This is a genomic window from Streptomyces sp. NPDC091972 (assembly GCF_044756385.1).
In the GTDB taxonomy this organism is placed as follows: Bacteria; Actinomycetota; Actinomycetes; order Streptomycetales; family Streptomycetaceae; genus Streptomyces.
The window spans coordinates 270,894-287,861 of sequence record NZ_JBIVSV010000009.1; the positions used below are offsets into that span (position 1 = coordinate 270,894).

Consider the following 16,968-nt stretch of genomic DNA (forward strand, 5'->3'; position numbering starts at 1 on the left):
AAACCTCATACGCCTCGGCAACAGATCGTCAACTTGACTGGCTGCATGACCCACAGCGAATCAGGCCGAAATACGGTCGGCCGGCCCCGGTCACCGGTTATGTCGCCCTCCTCGATGGAACCAGCGTCGGGTATCACCGTGTACGGATGCGGGCCGGACGAGGCAGCACTCTTCCGGGAAACGGCATTCCGCTACGGTGTCACACCCACCATCACGGAAGCGGCCGTATCCGAAGCCAATGTCCACCTGGCGTCGGGGAATCGTTGCATCAGCGTAGGTCACAAGAGCCGTATCAGCCGTTCCGTACTGCGCGCCCTCGAACGAGCAGGCGTGACCTACATATCCACGCGGAGCATCGGCTGCGACCACATCGATGTCGCCTACGCGGCGGGCATCGGCATCTCGGTCGAGAACGTCACCTACTCGCCCGACAGCGTGGCCGACTACACCCTCATGCTGATGTTGATGGCGGTACGCGGCGCGAAGACCACGGTCCGCCGCTCGGACCGCCACGACTACCGGCTGAACGACGTGCGCGGAAAGGAACTGCGCGACCTGACCGTCGGGGTAGTAGGAACGGGGCGCATCGGCACGGCTGTTGTGGAAAGACTGCGCGGCTTCGGCTGTCGCGTTCTCTCCCACGACCGTCGCCCCGCACAGTCCTCCGACCACGTCTCGCTCGACTACCTGCTGCGGCTGAGCGACATCGTGACGCTCCACGCGCCGCTCACCCCGGACACACATCATCTCCTCGACCGGCAACGCATCGAACGGATGAAGCGCGGTGCCTTCGTCGTCAACACCGGGCGCGGCTCCCTTGTCGACACCGACGCCCTCGTCCGGGCTCTGGAATGCGGTCGTCTGGGGGGTGCGGCGCTGGATGTCGTCGAAGGGGAAGAAGGAATCTTCTACTCAGACTGCCGCGACAGACCCATCGAGAACAAAACCATCCTGCGGCTTCAGGAGATGCCGAACGTGCTCGTCACTCCGCACACCGCGTATTACACGGAGCACGCCCTGATCGACATGGTCGAAAACTCGATCGCCAACTGTCTGCAATACGAGAGAAGGAGTCGGCGTGGCTAGGCTGAAGGTCGGCATCATTTTCGGTGGGATCTCCGAGGAGCATCCGATCTCGCTCAAGTCGGCGCGGGAGATCGCACGGAATCTCGACATGGAGAAATACGAGCCGTTCTTCGTCGGGATCACCCGGAGCGGTGACTGGAGGCTCTGTACGGGGCCCGACGCGGACTGGGAGAAGGGCGACCCCCGCCCGGCCGTGCTGTCACCGGACCGGAGCGTCCGCGGACTGCTCGTCCTGGACCAGGGGCGGTACGAGACGATCACCCTGGATGTCGTACTGCCCGTGCTGCACGGCAAGTTCGGTGAGGACGGCGCGATCCAGGGGCTCCTCGAACTCTCCGGCATCCCCTACGCCGGCTGCGACATCCAGAGTTCGGCCCTGTGCCTGGACAAGTCCCTCGCCTACCTCGTCGCGGCGAGCGTGGGGATCCCCACGCCGAAGCACTGGACCGTCACGGGGGAGGAGAGCATCGACCCCGGTCTGCTCACCTTCCCCGTGTTCGTGAAGCCGGCGCGTTCGGGGTCGTCCTTCGGAGTCACCAAGGTGTCCGGGAAGGAGGAACTCCCCGGTGCGCTGGAGACCGCCCGGAAGTACGACTCGAAGGTGCTGGTCGAAGAGGCCGTCGACGGCAGCGAGATCGGGTGCGCCGTCCTCGGGCACGGTCAGGAGCTGATCGCGGGGGAGGTGGACCACATCGCGCTCTCCCACGGCTTCTTCAGGATCCACCAGGAGGACCGGCCCGAGACCGGTTCCGACAACTCCGTGGCGATCGTTCCCGCCGACATCCCGGAAGAGGCGCGCGCCCTCGTCGCGGAGAGGGCGAAGGCCGTCTACCTGGCCCTGGGATGCCGGGGGTTGGCACGGGTGGACATGTTCCTCACGGAGGACGGCCAGGTGGTCCTCAACGAGGTCAACACGTTTCCCGGTATGACCTCGTACAGCCGTTATCCCAGGATGATGGCGGCCGCAGGTCTTCCGTTCAGCGAGGTCATCGACCGGCTGGTGGCGCTGGCACTGCCGACGGACGTCCGATGAACGAGGACTTCGCCTTCGTGGACGAACTCGTGCCCGGCATACGCTGGGACGCCAAGTACGCCACCTGGGACAACTTCACCGGCAGACCGGTGGACGGTTACCTCGTCAACCGCATCGCCGGCACGAGGGTCCTGTGCGCGGCCCTGGAAAGGGCCCGGGACAAGGCCGGTGCCCTCGGCTTCGGCCTGCTGCTCTGGGACGGCTACCGGCCGCAACGCGCCGTGGACTGCTTCGTACGCTGGTCACGACAGCCGGAGGACGGCCGGACGAAGGCACGGCACTATCCGAACATCGACCGGTCCGACATGTTCGCGAAGGGATACGTGGCCACCCGTTCGGGGCACAGCCGGGGCAGCACCGTCGACGTGACGCTGTATCGCCTGGACACGGGTGAACTCGCCCCCATGGGCGGGGGACACGACCTGATGGATGTCCGATCCCATCACGGAGCGACCGGCATCGGGCAGGAAGAGGCACGCAACCGTGAACTGCTGCGTTCCCTCATGGAGGACTGCGGCTTCAGCTCGTACGCGTACGAGTGGTGGCACTACACGCTGAGAGGTGAGCCGTATCCCGACACCTACTTCGACTTTCCCGTCCGGTAGGGGTCACGTCTTCTCCCACCCGTCCCAGTCCCCGGGCCGCGGGGGACCCGGTGACGACGGCCAGGACCGGGACGGGAACCGACACATCCGTCAGCTTCCGATGCCGTGGGCGAGCAGGCTCTCGGCGGTGTCCTGGACGGTGTCCTCGATGGGACGGGCCCGCCAGCCGAGGAGCCGTTCGGCCTTGACGCTGGTGGCATCGAGATCCCGGCCCAACTGGTGTCGCAGCAGCCGCAGTTCCGGGTTCACGATGCTCAGGGCGCGGGCGAGCGGTACGGGCAGTTCACGGCTCGGGGCCTTCGCGGCGCGCTCGCCCAGGCGCTCGCGCAGGATGCGCGCGATGTCGAGGACACGCAGGCTGTGCCCGGCGATCGCGAGGAAGCGTTCGCCGGCGGCCGCCGGATCGGTCATCGCGCGCAGGTGCAGATCGGCCACGTCCCGGACGTCGACGAAGCCCATCCCGAAGGGAGGACACGCCGGTACCCGTCCTTCGAGCATCCTGCGCACGAGACGCAGGGACGGCGGGTCGTCGGGACCGAGGAGGGGCCCGAGGACACCGACGGGATGGACCGCCGCCAGCTCCAGAGTGCCGCCCTCCTCCTTGACGAACCGCCAGGCGGCGCGCTCGGCCAGCGTCTTGGACCGCTGGTAGGGCGGGATGGCGCTGACGACGTCGGTCCAGTCCTCCTCGGTGAACGGGGTCGAGCGCGGCGGATGTCCTATCCCCACGGCGCCGAAGGCGCTCGTCAGGACGACCCGGCGCACGCCGGCGTCGCGTGCGGCACGCAGCACCCGCAGGACGCCCTCCCGCGCCGGGACCACCAACTCGTCGCCGTCGGCCGGGGCGTGGCGCAGAGTCGGTGAGGCGACGTGCAGGACGTAGTCGCAGTCGGCGACGGCGTCGTCCCAGCCGTCGGGATGTTCGAGGTCGGCGCGTACGACGGTGAGGCGCTCGTCGTCGAACGACGTGGCCGCGTGGAGCCAGGAGCGCAGTGCGGGTTCACGCTGCGGGTCGCGGACGGTGGTGCGGACGGTGTGCCCGGCGTCGAGGAGGGCGAGCACGCACCAGCTCCCGACGAAGCCCGTCCCTCCGGTGACCAGTACTCGTGTCATGTGTGTCTCCTCAACTCGCGAGTCGGGTGTCGTGGGGCGTCAGCGGGCGGGCCGCCCGACGCCGTTGGGCGGCGGCCAGGCTGCTTCCGAGGAGCGCGTGGCCGATCATGATGGGGTAGATCACGGCGCGCTCGAACATGCCCACGTTCCACATCCAGCCGGTCAGCACATCGGCCATGAAGAAGGGGAAGGCGAGCAGTCCGGCGGTGCCGAGTGCGACGCTTGCGAGGGACCGGCCCCTGCTGAGGCCGATGCGGTCCCCGGCGGATCCGACGACGATCGCCATGACATTCCCGCTGAGCATGACGCCCTGCGCGCCGAGGGTGTGGAACAGGATCAGGCCGTTGCCGACGTTCGCGTTGGAGCCCTGGAAGACGCCGACGAGCGAGACGCCGGTGCCGGCGAGAACGGCGAGCACCAGGACGAGGGCCGGGCGGACGCCCTTGCGCGGGTCGAACACGAGGAACGCGCCGACGATCAGGAGGACGCCGTACACCACCCAGCCGGTGTCCATGACGGCGCCCAGGGGGGAGTTGGCGACCTGGCCGAACGCGGTCTGCGGCGGGCCGGTCAGTCCGAGGTGGCTGACCCAGTTGTGCAGGGGCGAGTACGGCGGGTCCTGCCATGCGGCGGCGGTGACGAACTCGGCGGTCCAGGACACGAGCGGACCGAGGAGGATGAGGAGGGCTCCGGCGCGGGCGGCCGCGCCGGAGCGGACGACGGGGCTCATGCCAGAGCCATGCCGGGGACGCGCCGACGGATGGCCTCCATCTCGGCCTCGTCGGACACACCCTGCCAGTCGTAGCGGGGGGTGTACGGCGTCTCCAGGGCGCGCACCTCGTCGTCGGTGAGCTCGATGTCGAGGGAGGCCACGGCTTCGTCGATCTGCCGGATCGAGCCGGCCCCGACCAGGGGAGCGGTGACGACGGGCCGGCTGCGCAGCCAGGCGAGGGCGATCTGTGCGCGGCTGACACCGTGGGCGTCGGCGACCTGGCCGACCGCGTCGACGATCGCGTGGTTGGACTCCTCCTGCGCGGGCGAGTAGAGCAGGTCCGCGTAGGCTCCGTCGGTCTCGGAGCGTGCCGTCGAGCGGGCGTCGTCCCAGCTCCGGGCGAGGCGGCCGCGGGCCAGCGGCGACCAGATGATCGTGCCGACGCCCTGGTCCAGGCACAGGGGGATCATCTCCCGCTCCTCCTCGCGGGCGAGCAGGTTGTAGTGGTTCTGCATGGACACGAACCGTGCCCAGCCGTGCTGCTTCTGAAGGTTGAGGGCCTTCGCGAACTCCCAGGCGTGCATGGACGAGGCGCCGAGATAACGGACCTTGCCGGCCTTCACGAGGTCGTTGAGCGCTTCGAGCGTCTCCTCCCAGGGGGTGGAGTGGTCGTTGCGGTGGATCTGGTAGAGGTCGATGTAGTCGGTGCCGAGGCGGCGCAGCGAGTGGTCCACCTCGGTCATGACGGCCTTGCGGGACAGCCCCCGTCCGTTCGGCCCGAGCCGCATCGGGTGGCGCAGTTTCGTGGCGATCACCACGGCGTCGCGGTCGCCGAAGTCCTTCAGCGCGCGGCCGAGGATCTCCTCGCTGGAGCCGTTCGAGTACATGTTGGCGGTGTCGAAGAAGTTGATGCCCGCGTCGAGGGCGTGCCTGATGAGCGGGCGTGCCTCCTGCTCCCCCTTCGACCAGACGGGGTGGCCGCGGTCGGGCTCGCCGTAGGTCATCGCGCCGATCGCGATCGGGGACACGTCGAGGCCGGTGGTGCCGAGCTTGATGTATTGCATGACGCTCCTTAAAGTATGTGGAGAGCTCTCCAGATAACGTAGTGGAGAACTCTCCACTTAGCAAGGGGAGGTCTTGTGGTCCGCTCTGACGCCCGTGAGAACAGGGCGCGCATCCTCGCCGCCGCGCGCGAAGCGCTCACCGCGGACGGCAGCACGTCGATGAACCAGATCGCCCAGCGCGCCGGAGTCGGCGCCGGCACCCTGTACCGCAACTTCCCGACGCGCGAGGCGCTGGTCCTGGCCGTCTACCAGGACGAGGTCACCCGCATCATCGGCACCGTGCCGGGACTGCTGGAGAAGATGCCGCCGCTGGAAGCGCTCCGGCACTGGACGACGGACCTCGTCGAGGCCATGCGCAGGAAGCACGGCCTCGGGGACGCCCTCAGCCCGGGTGCGCACCAGGCGATCAGCGAGCAGAGCTACGGCCCCGTCGTGGCCGCCATCACCCGGCTCCTCGACGCCGGCAAGAAGGACGGAAGCATCCGAGAGGACGCCGACCCCGGCGACTTCCTCCAGCTCACCGGCGCACTGTGGCGCGCTGCGCCAGGCCCGGAGGACCGCGCTCCCCGCATGCTCGCGCTCATCCTCGACGGACTCCGTGCGCACCGCTAGACACCGCACCCGGACGCGAAGAGCCCCGGGGCGCAGGGTCCCGGGGCACAGGGTCCCGGGGCATCGGTGCACGCGATCCGCCGGACGGCTGCCGTGCTCGGCGCGGCCCCGTCACCGACCGCCGCTCCTCACACGAAGGCGCTCTGACCGGTGATCGACTTGCCCACGATCAGCGGGTTCATCTCGCGGGTCGCGACGTTGTGGGTTCCGGTCGGACCTCGTGCCAGGTGGGCCTGGTCCGTCGTCTCGGTGCTCCACCAGGTGAAGGGCATGTCGCCGGACGCCGGTCCCTTTCCGCCGTCGGCCCGAAGCTGTCAGTCGGACGACGGCGGGCTCCGGGGCTCAGGCGAGCAGGCCACGGGGTGACCGATGAACTGGCGGTCCTCAGAACCAGTGCAGGCAGTGCGGTGCGCGGTCGGAGCTGAAGAGGGCGTCGGCCAGGGGGACCGCGTCCGGGTGGTGGGCGCGGATGTGCCCGGCGCGTACGAGTGTGCTCGGGGCGGTGCCGCCCAGGTAGACCGAACCCAGGTCGTTCACCCTCAGGGACAGGTCGGGCTCCCGGTCGGTCGGGACGCAGTCGGCCTTGCCGTCCCGGACGGTCAGCAGGTAGCGGTTGTGCTCGTCGAGGAAGGGGTCGTCGACGTCGAAGACGAGCTCGCCGTCCGCGAACCAGCCACGCGCGGTCAGCGCACGGGGGACGTCCAGCAGCCTTACCCACAGCCAGTCCGTGTCGCCGCTCACCTCGGCGGCACGGAAGTCCGCGAGCTGCCAGCGCAGCGGATGGTGGGGCGGGACGTGGCGGAACACGACCTCGGAGACCAGGTCATGGCCGAGCACGAAGCGGGCGAGTGCGGTGAACACGGTGTCGTCGCCGGTGATGGTCTCGTCGACCTTCAGGGTCCGGGAGTCGTCGATCGAGTAGCTGGCGTACCCGTCCGGTACACCGTCGGCATCCCGGTGGACGGCGACGTAGCGTGGCGCGGGCGAGATCGGGGGCTGCCCCGCGCGCAGGTCCCACCAGCGGTGCGGCCGGGACAGCGCGCCGGGCTGGGCGCGGCGGTACCGGTCGTAGACCTCTTCCAGGATCTTGCCGCACTCGGCGCGGCGCAGCACCTCGATCGTGCCGTCGTCCTGGCCGGCCGCCGGTGCGCCGGGAGTGGCGCGGGCTCGCGGGCGGGCGAAGGCGGCCCGATGGCGCTGTACGGTCAGACGCTGTGTGTAGGTCGCCGGTCCGTAGCCGAACCGGCCGTAGATCAGGGCCTCAGAGGCGAGCAGCACGGAGAGGACGTCGCCGTGGGCCCGCAGGTCGGTGAGTTGGTGCCGCATCATCGCGCTGAGCACGCCCCGGCGTCGGTGCGAGGGCAGAACGCCGACCGCGGTCACCCCGGGTGCCGGGACGACGGTCGCGCCGGGCAGGGTGAGCTCGAAGGAGTGCGTGGCGGCGGTACCCATCGGCCGGCCGTCGGCCGTCCGGGCGAGCAGGCAGCGGTCCGTTTCGAGCGCCGACCACCACAGTCCGCCGCCCTCGGTCGGAGTCTCCGGGAAGTGCCCGAACGCCGCGTGGACGGTGTCGACGAAGACGTCGAAATCCTCGTCGGTCGTGGAACGTATCTCCATCGCGGCCGCTGCCTCCTCGGGATCCCGGCCCCACGACTGGTGAGGCCCGGCCTCACCACTGATGAGGCCTGGCCACAGTGCAGCGGTGGCCCGTGGCCCGGTCAACCGAATTACGGGATGCCTACCGACCGCGAACCTGCTCCTGGTTGGACCGGTGGGGGCCGTAGAGCCAGTCCGCGTGCGGTCCCAGACGTGCGTCGACCGGTTCCTCCCCTCGCCGCAGCGCGTCGACGTAGGCACGGTCGGCGGCGAGGCGGGCCGCCACCTGGGAGCCCTCGGCGACCGCGCCATGGCCGGGGATCACCACGTCGGCGTGCCCGGCCGCCTCGTCCAGCCGGTCGAGTGCCCTCTCGTAGGCGGCCACCTGATCGTCCTGGCGAACGTCGAAGAGCGGGATGAGTACGTCCGAGAGCATGTCGCCCACGACCAGGACGCCCCGGTCCGCGAGGAGCATCGCGGCGTGACCGACGGCGTGCGCCCGATGCTCGATGATCTCGCCCGGAACGGGTCCGCCGGTCGCGGGCAGCGGGGTGAGGAGAGCGACCAGTTCGAGAGGAACGTCGGACGCGCTCCGCGTCGCCATCGCCTGTGCCCTCTCCCTGGCCTCGGTGGCCACCTGGGCGGCGGCGGGAGTGGCGTAGCGCGGCACGTCGCCGAACCGGGGATGCCAGAGCAGGTGGTCCCAGTGCGGGTGGGTGCAGAACCCCGCGACCACCGGGACACCGAGCTGGTCCACGGCATCGGCGAGCTGGTCCAGCTCGGAGCCGTGGATGCCGGGATCGATCAGGACCAGCCCGTCGTCACCGCGCACCACGACGGAGTTGCTCCACACCCACTCGCTCTGCCGGACCCAGACACCGTCGGCCACCTGCTTCAGCTTGCCCATCGCCACTCCCGTCGGTCGCTCACACTGGTGAGACTGCTTCGCTCAGCCGAACTCATCGCTGAGGGCGGGGCTGAGCAGCAGGCTTTCCAGAAGGCTCCGGCACCTGCCCGGACCGACAGGTCTCAGGCGCCGACGGCAGGGCGCGGTGCGCCGTGGAACACCTGGCCGGTGTGCCAGGCGAGATGGTCCGCCGCGACCGGGCGGACGCCGGGCTGCGGCCCGACCAACGGACGCCCCGCCAACGCGACGACCTGCTCGCGAGCGGCGGGGCTGTGGCCGACGAAGCGCTGCGAGACCAGGATGCGATGGTCTTCGTCGACCCCGAGGACGCCCTTGTCGAAGAGCTTGTGGTGCAACGAGCACAGGCACAGACCGTTGTCCACGTCGTCCGGGCCGCCGAACGCCCACCAGCGGACGTGCGCGGCTTCCAGGCCGACCGGGACGGTGCCGATCCTGCCGTCGTAGCCGCAGAAGGCACACCGGAACTCGTAGGCGGTCAGCACGATCTCGCGCATGCGCCGGTCCCGCTGCCGCCGCCGCAGGGACGGGAGGTGCCCGGTCGGCACCGCCTCCGGATCCAGGCCGACCGCTTCCCGCAACTCCTCGTGCAGTGAGGGCGGGAAGTGCAGGTCGAGCAACAACTGGGCTATCCGGCCCAGCAGTTCCGGATCGCCGTCCAGAGCCGTTCTGAGCTCCGGGGCGAGCCTCCCGGTGGCACCGGTCCGGCGCAGGTCCCCCACTCCGCTGCCGGGGCTGCCGTGTCCTCCGTCTGTCCGCACCTCCCACACCCCGTCGCTCACCAGATGGTGGAACGGGTACGCGGGAGATGTCCTGTTGGGCGGCCCGTACTCGGTCAGCAGCCGCCCCAGATCCTCCTCCACCGCCGTGTACCGCAGCGCGCTGCCGGTGTCCTCCTGGTACCGGCCGAGGGCGTACAGCAGGAGCAGCGGCTTGTGCGGGGCCCGTGTGCCGTTCCTGGTCCACTGCCGAAGCTTCGCGAGGCGTTCGAGCCAATCCATGGGAGGTGATCGTAGTGACGGCTCCGCTGCCGCGGTCGGCGTCATCGGGCGAGCGGTGCCCGGCCTCAGCCGTACGTCGCCACGGCCAGCCAGACGGTCACGGCGGTGGCGGCGACGAGCCCGAGGTTGAGGGTGATCCGGCGGTCCTCACCGGTCAGGTGGACGGCGATCGCGCCGGCCTGCAGGAGCAGGAAGCCGATGGCCGCGGCCGGCGCCAGCGCGGGCGCGATGCCGGTCAGCTGCGGCAGGATCAGTCCTGCCGCGCCGAGCAGTTCGACCGTTCCGAGCGCCCTGACGGCGGGCATCGGCATGCGGTCGACCCAGGCCATCATCGGCCGGAGCTGCTCGCGGCTGCGGGTCACCTTCAGGGCGCCCGCGTAGAGGTAGAAGAGCGCGAGGAGTCCCGCGACGATCCAATAGGCGATGTTCATGGTTCCCGTTCATGGGCCGCCGGTTTCCGGGGCCCGTCGATCGTGTCCGTCGGGGCGACTTCAGGCAGGCTCAGTGCCGTAGCGGCTCATCGCGTCGATGTTGGCCTGCGGTGTCAGCGGCCGACCGTCGGCGAGCAGGGCCTGGAGGTCTCGGAAGTACTGCATATACAGGCCGGGGGTGAAGGTGCTGAGCATGACGGCGGGTTCGTCGCTCACGTTGGCGAAGGTGTGCGGGGTACCGGGCGGCACCATCACGAGCGTGCCCGCGGTGGCGTCGTGGTCATGGTCCCCGACGGTGAACCGCACGCTGCCGGAGAGGATGTAGAAGCCCTCGTCGTGCCGGGCGTGGCGGTGCTGGGGCGGACCCTCGGTGTGCGGGGCGAGGACGGACTCGGCCATGGCGAGGCGGTGCCCGGTGCGGCTGCCGTCCTCCAGGACGCGCATGCGCGTGGTGCCGAGAGTGATCGTCTCGCCCTCGCCCGGACCCACCACCGATACGGCGGGGCCGGCCTGCGGTTCACTGGTTCCTGCTGCGTCGGTCATGTTCCCGAGTCCACCTCCAGCCCCCTGCCGGTGTCCAAGACCTGTCCTGCGGCACCGATACCCGGTGGGTATGGTTGCAGCGTGGAGCTACGGACCTTGCGCTACTTCGTGGCGGTCGCCGAGGAACTCCACTTCGGCCGGGCCGCGACCCGACTGCACATGAGCCAGCCACCGCTGAGCCGGGCGATCAAGCAGTTGGAGGCCGAGGTCGGGGCCCTGCTGTTCGCCCGCTCGCCCGCGGGCGTCGCCCTCACGCCGGTGGGCACGGTGCTGCTCGACGAGGCGCGGGCCCTGCTCGAACACGCCGACCGCGTACGTGTCCGCGTGAGCGCGGCGGCCGGCATGACGACCCTGACCGTCGGGATTCTGGGCGACGGCACCGATCCGGGAGTGGCCAGGCTGGCCGCCGCCTACCGTCGGAGCCACCCGGGCATCGACATCCGCATCCGCGACACCGATCTGACCGACCCGACGTGCGGGTTGCGCGCCGGACTCGTCGACGTCGCCCTGACACGGTCGCCGTTCGACGAGACCGCCCTGACGGTGCGTGTGCTGCGCGCCGATCCGGTCGGCGTCGTCCTGCGCGCCGACGATCCTCTGGCCCGCCGCGACCGGCTGCGGCTGGCCGAACTCGACGATCGCCGCTGGTTCCAGTTCCCGCGGGGCACGGACCCCGTCTGGCAGTCGTACTGGAACGGCGGGACACCGCGCGAGGGTCCGGTGGTGCGGGCCGTCCAGGAGTGCCTCCAGGCCGTGCTGTGGAACGGCACGGTCGGCATGGCCCCGCTCGGCCACGACCTGCCCACCGAACTGGCCGTGGTGCCGCTGATCGACATGGCCCCGAGCCGCGTGGTGGCGGCGTGGAACGAAGGCGACACCAACCCGTTGATCCGGTCCTTCGTGGAGATCGCGACGGCGGCGTATCGCCAATGACGTTCGGCAACCGGTGCCGCCGCAGCTGATGCACGTTTCCGCTGCCGTCCGTGCCGCGGTTGCTGAGGGGAAGGCTGGTGAGTGACGTCGTTCGTGCGCTGTGGGGACAGTGGTTGTGCGCTCATGGGGATTCTGTGGGGGCAGCGGCTCTAGAGTGACGTCCAGCGGCACCGGGGGCCGGGGTGACCGTCGTCGAGATCTGGACGGACCTGGTTCCGTTCACGCCGTCCCGCCGCGAGGGGTGGTCTGCCGCCGGCCCTCCGGCCCGAACAACGAGGGAGCGCAGATGGCCGACGAAGCGATGGGTGACGACGTCTACCAGCCGGACGGTTCCGAGGTGCAGGACGACGCCGGGGTGCTCGACGCCCTGGACACCCTGGACTTCCGGAGCGGCGACGAGACCCTGGACGAGGGCTGGTCGCCCCCGGAGAAGCCGTGGGGCGCGGAGCACACCGGCGTCACGGCGTCGGAGCAGCGGCGGGGCGAGAGCTTGGACGAGCGTCTTTCCGAGGAGGTGCCGGACGTCGGTGTCCCGTACGGTGACGGGCTGGGGGACACCTGGGACACCGACGGTGAGCTCATCGACGACGAGGTCGGGGACGAACGCGCCGGACGGCTGGTCGCGCCCGACGAGGGCAGCCATGAGAACACCGACTCCGACCTGATCGCTTCCGACCTGGGGCTGGACGGCGCCGGGGCCTCGGCCGAGGAGGCCGCGGTCCACCTGATCCCCGACTCCGAGACCTACTGACGACTGGTCACGCCGACCTGCCCCGACGGCGAGCCGCGGCGGCCCCTGAAGTGCCGCGACCGGTGCTGCCTTCGCGGCCACACCGGGGACGGGGCCGGCTGCGTGCCGGGCGGTGGCATCGGTGATCGGACGGCGTGGGCCCGTGGCGCGGTTGATCGCCGCCTCGACGGCGGCGATCCGGTCGGCGGGCGCACCGAGGGCGGGCACGGGCGGGTGAAGGGGCGGCGGCCGGTCCGCCCAGGGCCTGGACATGGACGTAGACGGCCGTCAACTCGGCCCAACGGAGCGCCTGTTCGGCGGTGAGTGTGCCGCGCGGTCCGGCCGGCTTCAGCAGGTCGGCCTCGGACGGCCTCGGACCAGCCGGCCGAGGCGCGGGAGGCGGCTTCGGGCCCGCTCGCCCGGGCGCGGGCCTACGAGGGGGCCCTCGACGCCCTCGATCCGGCCGAGCGGCTGCACACCAGGCAGTCGGTACTACGGGCGGCGCCCCCCCGCACGCACAGGCGCACCGGCGCCGACCCGGCCGACTCCTCTCACCGTCGCACCCTGCACACGGCGGCGATCGGGGCCAGGCCGCTGGTCCGGCCGGACGACGACGTGTGACCGGAGGGCGGGCATCCCTCGCCCTTCACCCGTGGCGAGACCCAGGGTGCGGCCGGCGATCCAGCAGGCCGTGCCAGGTGCGCCGGAACCCTCCCATGAGGTGGCAGCACAGGGGGCCGCCGTGGGGTAGGGGTACCGCGCTCTCCCGGGCCATCGTCTCGAAGAAGCCCCGTCCGTCGCGGGTCTGGGCCGTCGTGCTCCACCGGAAGCCGGGGCAACGGGCGAGAACGGAGTGGACGAGATCGCGTCCCAGCCCCTGACGCTGCCGGGCGTCGCAGACCCAGACGTCCAGGATCCGCCCCGTGCGACAGGTCCGGCAGGCCCGGAAACGGAGCCGTCCTATGACGTGCTCCTGGGGATCGAGCAGGACTATTTCAGTCGCCGTGCCGGGTGACGCGGTGCCAAGGCCGTTCAACTGCACCTCTTCGTGGTCTCGTCGTCTCATCCTCGGGAAGGCGGATCGGAGGACACTATGGAGCACGTGTGTGTGGCGCGTGAAGGTGTCGGTCAGTGCGATCTGCCCGGCGGCGGCTCGGCAGGGCCAGGACGCCGGACGTCGGTCACAGGGGCCGCGTCCGAGGACGGGCCGTGGTTCAGCGGGGCGGCACGGACGGGAGGACGTCGGGGGTGGCGCGGTCGGCCTTGGCCGCGTCCGCGAGGGCCGCTGCGGCGGCCTGCGCGGCCTGTGCGGTGTCGTCGGCCGCCCGCTCGGCGCTGTCGTCCGAGGGCTTCTCACGGGTGGCCGGGGACTGGGGCAGCACCTCGGTGAACGCACGCGACACGCCCTGGAGCGCGGACGTGATCTCACTGGGGATCACCCAGAAGTTGTTCCCCGAGCCCTGCGCCAGCTGGGGCAGCGTCTGGAGGTACTGGTAGGCCAGCAGTTTGGGGTCGGGGTCATTGCGGTGCACGGCCTGGAACACCTCGTCGATGGCCCGGGACTGGCCCTCGGCCTGGAGGATCGCAGCGGTGCGGTTGCCCTCGGCGCGCAGGACGGCGGCCTGCTTGTCGCCCTCGGCGGTGAGGATCTGCGACTGGCGCTGGCCCTCGGCGCCGAGAATCGCGGCACGCTTGTCCCGTTCGGCTCGCATCTGCTTCTGCATCGCGTCCTTGATGGACTGCGGCGGGTCGATGGCCTTGATCTCCACTCGGTTGACCCTCAGCCCCCACTTGCCGGTGGCCTCGTCCAGGACGCCGCGGAGCTGGCTGTTGATGGTGTCCCGTGAGGTGAGGGTCTTTTCCAGGTCCATGGATCCGACGACGTTGCGCAAAGTGGTCACGGTGAGCTGTTCGACCGCCTGGAGGAAATTGGCGATCTCGTAGAACGCCGCTCGGGGGTCGGTGACCTGGAAGTACAGAACGGTGTCGATCTCGACGACCAGATTGTCCTCGGTGATCACGGGTTGCGGCTTGAAGGAGACGACCTGTTCCCGGAGATCGATCACCGGGTGGACCCGGTCGATGAACGGAATGACGAGACTGAGCCCCGGAGTCAGTGTCCGGTGGTAACGGCCGAGCCGCTCGACATTGCGAGCGCGCGCCTGCGGCACGATGCGGACCGCCCTCACCACGGTGAAAACCGCGAGCAGTGCGACAAGAAGGCCGGCAATGAGGAACGCCGAGGTTTCCATGTTTTCAGTCCCGGGGGTAGACGAGGGCGGTGGCGCCGCAGATCTCCATGACATCGACCGTCTTTCCAGGCGGAATCACCAGCGTCTCGTCGTAGGCGCGGGCCGTCCATTCCTCGCCGTCGATGCGGACCCTGCCGCCGAGGCCCGTCACCTCCGAGAGGACATAGGCGGGCTTGCCGACCAGAGCGTCGATGCCGAATCGTTCCACTTGGGGCCGGAGCAGGTGGCGCAGCGCGATGGGGCGCACGAACACCAGGGTGCCCGTGGCGACGAGGGTGAACACCAGAAACTGGAAGGGCAGCGGCAGTCCGAGCGCGGCGGACCCCGCCGTGACCAGTGCGGACACACTCAGCATTCCGAGCGCGGCGGTGAGGGTGGCGATCTCCGCCACAGCCAGCACGGCTGCGATGATCAACCAGATCAGCGATGGATCCATGGCGTGCCTCTTCTGACCGGTGCGGGTGCGGAAGGGCCTGACGTACACCATTGCACCCCGATACCGGATGGCTGCGATACCCCTGGAAGGGAAACCCGCGCGTTCCGGACCTCTGGTGCAGCCTGGCCTCGCACGCTCAGACGTTCGGCATCCGCCCCGCACGGCACACCGGGCAGGGACGGAGGCGTAAGCGCCCCCTGAGCCGGCTCAGGGCTGCCAGGGAGGCGTCCCGCCGTGGACGGGAAGGCCCAGGGCGCCCGCGACAGACGTCAGGGCGGTTCCCAGCGGAAGGCTGACACGGGTGTGGGCGAGCTGGTCACCGCGGGTGGGATCACGGTTGACGATGAGGACCCTCTTGTCCGACTGGGCTGCCTGGCGGACGAATCTGAGTCCCGACATCACCGTCAGGGAGGAGCCCAGAACCAGCAGGGATCGCGCCGCTCGGACCATCTCGCGGCAGTTCTCGATCCGCTGCGCCGGCACCGGCTCGCCGAAGAACACCACGTCGGGCTTGAGGATGCCGCCGCAGTCCGCACAGGGCACGACGCGGAAGTCGGCCACCTGTTCGTCCGAGAGGTCGGCGTCACCGTCGGGGTTGATGCCCGCGGCCACCGGACGGAACCCCGCGTTGGCCTCCTCCAGCCGCACCGCGAGGTCACGGCGCGAGGTGACGGCACCGCAAGCCAGGCACCGGACTCTCGCCAGGCTGCCGTGCAGCTCCACCACCCCCTCGGCGCCGGCGGCCTGGTGCAGACCGTCGACGTTCTGGGTGATCACCCCCGAGAGCAGCCCGTGCCGGGCGAACGCGGCGACCGCCTGGTGCCCGGCGTTGGGCCGGGCACGGCCGAAGGTACGCCACCCGAGATGGCTGCGGGCCCAATAGCGTCGCCGTGCCTGCGGGCCCGCGGTGAAGTCCTGGTACGTCATCGGCGTGTGCCGACTCAGGCTGCCGCCCTCGCCCCGGTACGCGGGGATGCCCGACTCCGTGGAGATGCCCGCCCCGGTGAGCACCAGCACGCCACCGGCGCCGAGCGCGTCGACCACCGGCCGGAGGTCGGTGGTGGCCGGCGGCAGGTCCGGGGGAGGGGTCCAGTGCAGGGTGGGACGGGTCCGCATGCGTGCCAGGGTACGGAACCGGGCCCGCGTCGTCCGTCGAGTCGATCCGCGGGGACCGCCTCGCCCGCGCCCGGCACCGGTGAGCGCGGTTCCGGGAGACGGTTCCCCGGCTATGCCGAGTCCTGGTCGAGGAGGTAGTCGATGGCCTCCACGACGTCGCCGACCGTGTGGTGCGGGGTCACCAGCCCGTCGGGCCAGGGACGGCCGGTGACCCAGATGGTCCGCAGGCCCGCGTCATGGCCGCCGGCGATGTCGGTCTCCGGATTGTCGCCGGTCATCCAGTCACCCGGAGTGAGCTGCGTACCGCACCGCGCGGCGGCGAGCTCGAAGAGCCGTGGGTCGGGTTTGCGTATGTCGATGTCACCGGACGCGGCGATCCCGTCGATCAGGTCGGACAGACCGGTGGCGTGGATCTTGGCCCGCTGGATGTCGCTGGCGCCGTTCGTGGCGACACCGATGCTCCAGCCCGCCCGCTTGAGACGCTCCAGGCTGTCGAGGACGGCAGGGCGGCAGTGCATGGAGGCCGCCATGCGGTCGATGTAGACGCGCCACAGATGGTCGGCGCTCTCACGGACGGGGAAGGTGGCGCGCAGCCGGTCGAAGTCAGCGCGCTCGGCGTGGTCGGCCAGCTCGGTCAGCAGCCACTGCTCGATCTCCGGGCCGTAGGCGTGGTCGTGGCTCAGGGCGGTGATGGCATCGGCGAAGGCGCCGGTGCGGTCGACCAGGGTGCCGTCCAGATCGAAGATCGCGAGTTTCACGATGATGGACCCTACTTGGCGC

Annotated in this window: 19 protein-coding genes; 6 read left to right on the forward strand and 13 right to left on the reverse strand. The window is 70.3% G+C overall.

All coding sequences use genetic code 11. The features are described 5' to 3' along the window. Positions 1–114: 114 nt before the first annotated feature. From vanH to vanX, 3 genes are read left to right on the forward strand one after another with little or no spacing between them, the layout of a single operon-like run. A complete protein-coding gene (vanH, locus tag ACIQJT_RS26650) occupies positions 115–1,086 on the forward strand; it encodes a D-lactate dehydrogenase VanH (protein ID WP_402647723.1) in 972 nt (323 codons plus the stop codon). Further along, complete coding sequence (gene vanA, locus ACIQJT_RS26655; RefSeq protein ID WP_402647543.1) at positions 1,079–2,119, forward strand: D-alanine--(R)-lactate ligase; 1,041 nt, start codon at positions 1,079–1,081, stop codon at positions 2,117–2,119. Before vanH ends, vanA begins: the two co-directional genes overlap by 8 nt. Further along, positions 2,116–2,724 carry a D-Ala-D-Ala dipeptidase VanX gene (vanX, locus tag ACIQJT_RS26660; protein WP_402647546.1) on the forward strand — a complete coding sequence of 203 codons (609 nt, stop codon included), beginning with the start codon at positions 2,116–2,118 and terminating at the stop codon, positions 2,722–2,724. Before vanA ends, vanX begins: the two co-directional genes overlap by 4 nt. Positions 2,725–2,814: 90 nt before the next feature. On the opposite strand, the gene ACIQJT_RS26665 is transcribed toward vanX, so the two are convergent. The 3 genes from ACIQJT_RS26665 to ACIQJT_RS26675 are packed head-to-tail and all read right to left on the reverse strand — an operon-like array spanning position 2,815 to position 5,613. Beyond that, on the reverse strand, positions 2,815–3,837 hold the full coding sequence (locus ACIQJT_RS26665; protein ID WP_402647549.1) for an SDR family oxidoreductase: 1,023 nt from the start codon (positions 3,835–3,837) through the stop codon (positions 2,815–2,817). A 10-nt stretch (positions 3,838–3,847) separates the two neighbouring features. Continuing rightward, positions 3,848–4,567 (reverse strand): DUF998 domain-containing protein, encoded by a 720-nt coding sequence (locus ACIQJT_RS26670; RefSeq protein ID WP_402647552.1) that lies wholly within the window; start codon positions 4,565–4,567, stop codon positions 3,848–3,850. Further along, entirely contained in the window at positions 4,564–5,613 is a 1,050-nt protein-coding gene (locus tag ACIQJT_RS26675) for an aldo/keto reductase (protein ID WP_402647555.1), read from the reverse strand. The genes ACIQJT_RS26670 and ACIQJT_RS26675 overlap by 4 nt, the downstream gene beginning before the upstream one ends. Before the next feature lie 75 nt (positions 5,614–5,688). Here ACIQJT_RS26675 and ACIQJT_RS26680 point away from each other — a divergent pair, with 75 nt between their 5' ends. Continuing rightward, entirely contained in the window at positions 5,689–6,225 is a 537-nt protein-coding gene (locus tag ACIQJT_RS26680) for a TetR/AcrR family transcriptional regulator (RefSeq protein WP_402647557.1), read from the forward strand. A gap of 128 nt (positions 6,226–6,353) precedes the next feature. On the opposite strand, the gene ACIQJT_RS26685 is transcribed toward ACIQJT_RS26680, so the two are convergent. The 6 genes from ACIQJT_RS26685 to ACIQJT_RS26710 form a co-directional block, all read right to left on the reverse strand. Further along, complete coding sequence (locus ACIQJT_RS26685; RefSeq protein WP_402647560.1) at positions 6,354–6,497, reverse strand: hypothetical protein; 144 nt, start codon at positions 6,495–6,497, stop codon at positions 6,354–6,356. A 112-nt stretch (positions 6,498–6,609) separates the two neighbouring features. After that, on the reverse strand, positions 6,610–7,842 hold the full coding sequence (locus tag ACIQJT_RS26690) for a GNAT family N-acetyltransferase (RefSeq protein WP_402647563.1): 1,233 nt from the start codon (positions 7,840–7,842) through the stop codon (positions 6,610–6,612). Between the two features lie 121 nt (positions 7,843–7,963). Then, complete coding sequence (locus ACIQJT_RS26695; protein ID WP_402647566.1) at positions 7,964–8,728, reverse strand: MBL fold metallo-hydrolase; 765 nt, start codon at positions 8,726–8,728, stop codon at positions 7,964–7,966. A gap of 122 nt (positions 8,729–8,850) precedes the next feature. Further along, positions 8,851–9,747: a phosphorothioated DNA-binding restriction endonuclease gene (locus ACIQJT_RS26700; RefSeq protein WP_402647569.1), complete on the reverse strand. Its 897-nt coding sequence runs from the start codon at positions 9,745–9,747 to the stop codon at positions 8,851–8,853. Positions 9,748–9,812: 65 nt separating this feature from the next. Beyond that, positions 9,813–10,178, reverse strand: a complete 366-nt coding sequence (locus ACIQJT_RS26705; RefSeq protein WP_402647572.1) for a DoxX family protein — start codon at positions 10,176–10,178, stop codon at positions 9,813–9,815. 60 nt (positions 10,179–10,238) lie between these two features. Further along, a complete protein-coding gene (locus ACIQJT_RS26710; RefSeq protein ID WP_402647575.1) occupies positions 10,239–10,721 on the reverse strand; it encodes a cupin domain-containing protein in 483 nt (160 codons plus the stop codon). Between the two features lie 81 nt (positions 10,722–10,802). On the opposite strand from ACIQJT_RS26710, the gene ACIQJT_RS26715 reads away from it, so the two are divergent. After that, positions 10,803–11,654 (forward strand): LysR family transcriptional regulator, encoded by an 852-nt coding sequence (locus tag ACIQJT_RS26715; RefSeq protein WP_402647578.1) that lies wholly within the window; start codon positions 10,803–10,805, stop codon positions 11,652–11,654. Between the two features lie 286 nt (positions 11,655–11,940). Further along, complete coding sequence (locus ACIQJT_RS26720; RefSeq protein WP_365464225.1) at positions 11,941–12,405, forward strand: DUF5709 domain-containing protein; 465 nt, start codon at positions 11,941–11,943, stop codon at positions 12,403–12,405. Between the two features lie 1,193 nt (positions 12,406–13,598). Here ACIQJT_RS26720 and ACIQJT_RS26725 read toward each other — a convergent pair. The 4 genes from ACIQJT_RS26725 to ACIQJT_RS26740 form a co-directional block, all read right to left on the reverse strand. Continuing rightward, on the reverse strand, positions 13,599–14,636 hold the full coding sequence (locus ACIQJT_RS26725) for an SPFH domain-containing protein (RefSeq protein ID WP_365464228.1): 1,038 nt from the start codon (positions 14,634–14,636) through the stop codon (positions 13,599–13,601). 4 nt (positions 14,637–14,640) lie between these two features. Then, positions 14,641–15,072, reverse strand: coding sequence for an NfeD family protein (locus tag ACIQJT_RS26730; protein ID WP_365464231.1), 432 nt, complete (start codon positions 15,070–15,072; stop codon positions 14,641–14,643). 207 nt (positions 15,073–15,279) lie between these two features. After that, entirely contained in the window at positions 15,280–16,188 is a 909-nt protein-coding gene (locus ACIQJT_RS26735) for an NAD-dependent protein deacetylase (RefSeq protein WP_402647583.1), read from the reverse strand. Positions 16,189–16,298: 110 nt separating this feature from the next. Further along, the gene (locus ACIQJT_RS26740; protein WP_402647586.1) at positions 16,299–16,946 is read right to left on the reverse strand and encodes an HAD family hydrolase; all 648 of its coding nucleotides are present in this window, start codon (positions 16,944–16,946) and stop codon (positions 16,299–16,301) included. Between the last annotated feature and the right edge of the window lie 22 nt (positions 16,947–16,968).

Bases quoted from the DNA above. Each gene is read 5' to 3' on its own strand.
- ACIQJT_RS26695 (WP_402647566.1), bottom strand. From the start codon at position 8,728: ATGGGCAAGCTGAAGCAGGTGGCCGACGGTGTCTGGGTCCGGCAGAGC.
- vanH (WP_402647723.1), top strand. From the start codon at position 115: ATGGAACCAGCGTCGGGTATCACCGTGTACGGATGCGGGCCGGACGAG.
- ACIQJT_RS26690 (WP_402647563.1), bottom strand. From the start codon at position 7,842: ATGGAGATACGTTCCACGACCGACGAGGATTTCGACGTCTTCGTCGAC.
- ACIQJT_RS26730 (WP_365464231.1), bottom strand. From the start codon at position 15,072: ATGGATCCATCGCTGATCTGGTTGATCATCGCAGCCGTGCTGGCTGTG.
- ACIQJT_RS26665 (WP_402647549.1), bottom strand. From the start codon at position 3,837: ATGACACGAGTACTGGTCACCGGAGGGACGGGCTTCGTCGGGAGCTGG.
- ACIQJT_RS26710 (WP_402647575.1), bottom strand. From the start codon at position 10,721: ATGACCGACGCAGCAGGAACCAGTGAACCGCAGGCCGGCCCCGCCGTA.
- ACIQJT_RS26685 (WP_402647560.1), bottom strand. From the start codon at position 6,497: ATGCCCTTCACCTGGTGGAGCACCGAGACGACGGACCAGGCCCACCTG.
- vanX (WP_402647546.1), top strand. From the start codon at position 2,116: ATGAACGAGGACTTCGCCTTCGTGGACGAACTCGTGCCCGGCATACGC.
- ACIQJT_RS26725 (WP_365464228.1), bottom strand. From the start codon at position 14,636: ATGGAAACCTCGGCGTTCCTCATTGCCGGCCTTCTTGTCGCACTGCTC.
- ACIQJT_RS26720 (WP_365464225.1), top strand. From the start codon at position 11,941: ATGGCCGACGAAGCGATGGGTGACGACGTCTACCAGCCGGACGGTTCC.
- ACIQJT_RS26675 (WP_402647555.1), bottom strand. From the start codon at position 5,613: ATGCAATACATCAAGCTCGGCACCACCGGCCTCGACGTGTCCCCGATC.
- ACIQJT_RS26705 (WP_402647572.1), bottom strand. From the start codon at position 10,178: ATGAACATCGCCTATTGGATCGTCGCGGGACTCCTCGCGCTCTTCTAC.
- ACIQJT_RS26670 (WP_402647552.1), bottom strand. From the start codon at position 4,567: ATGAGCCCCGTCGTCCGCTCCGGCGCGGCCGCCCGCGCCGGAGCCCTC.
- ACIQJT_RS26700 (WP_402647569.1), bottom strand. From the start codon at position 9,747: ATGGATTGGCTCGAACGCCTCGCGAAGCTTCGGCAGTGGACCAGGAAC.
- ACIQJT_RS26735 (WP_402647583.1), bottom strand. From the start codon at position 16,188: ATGCGGACCCGTCCCACCCTGCACTGGACCCCTCCCCCGGACCTGCCG.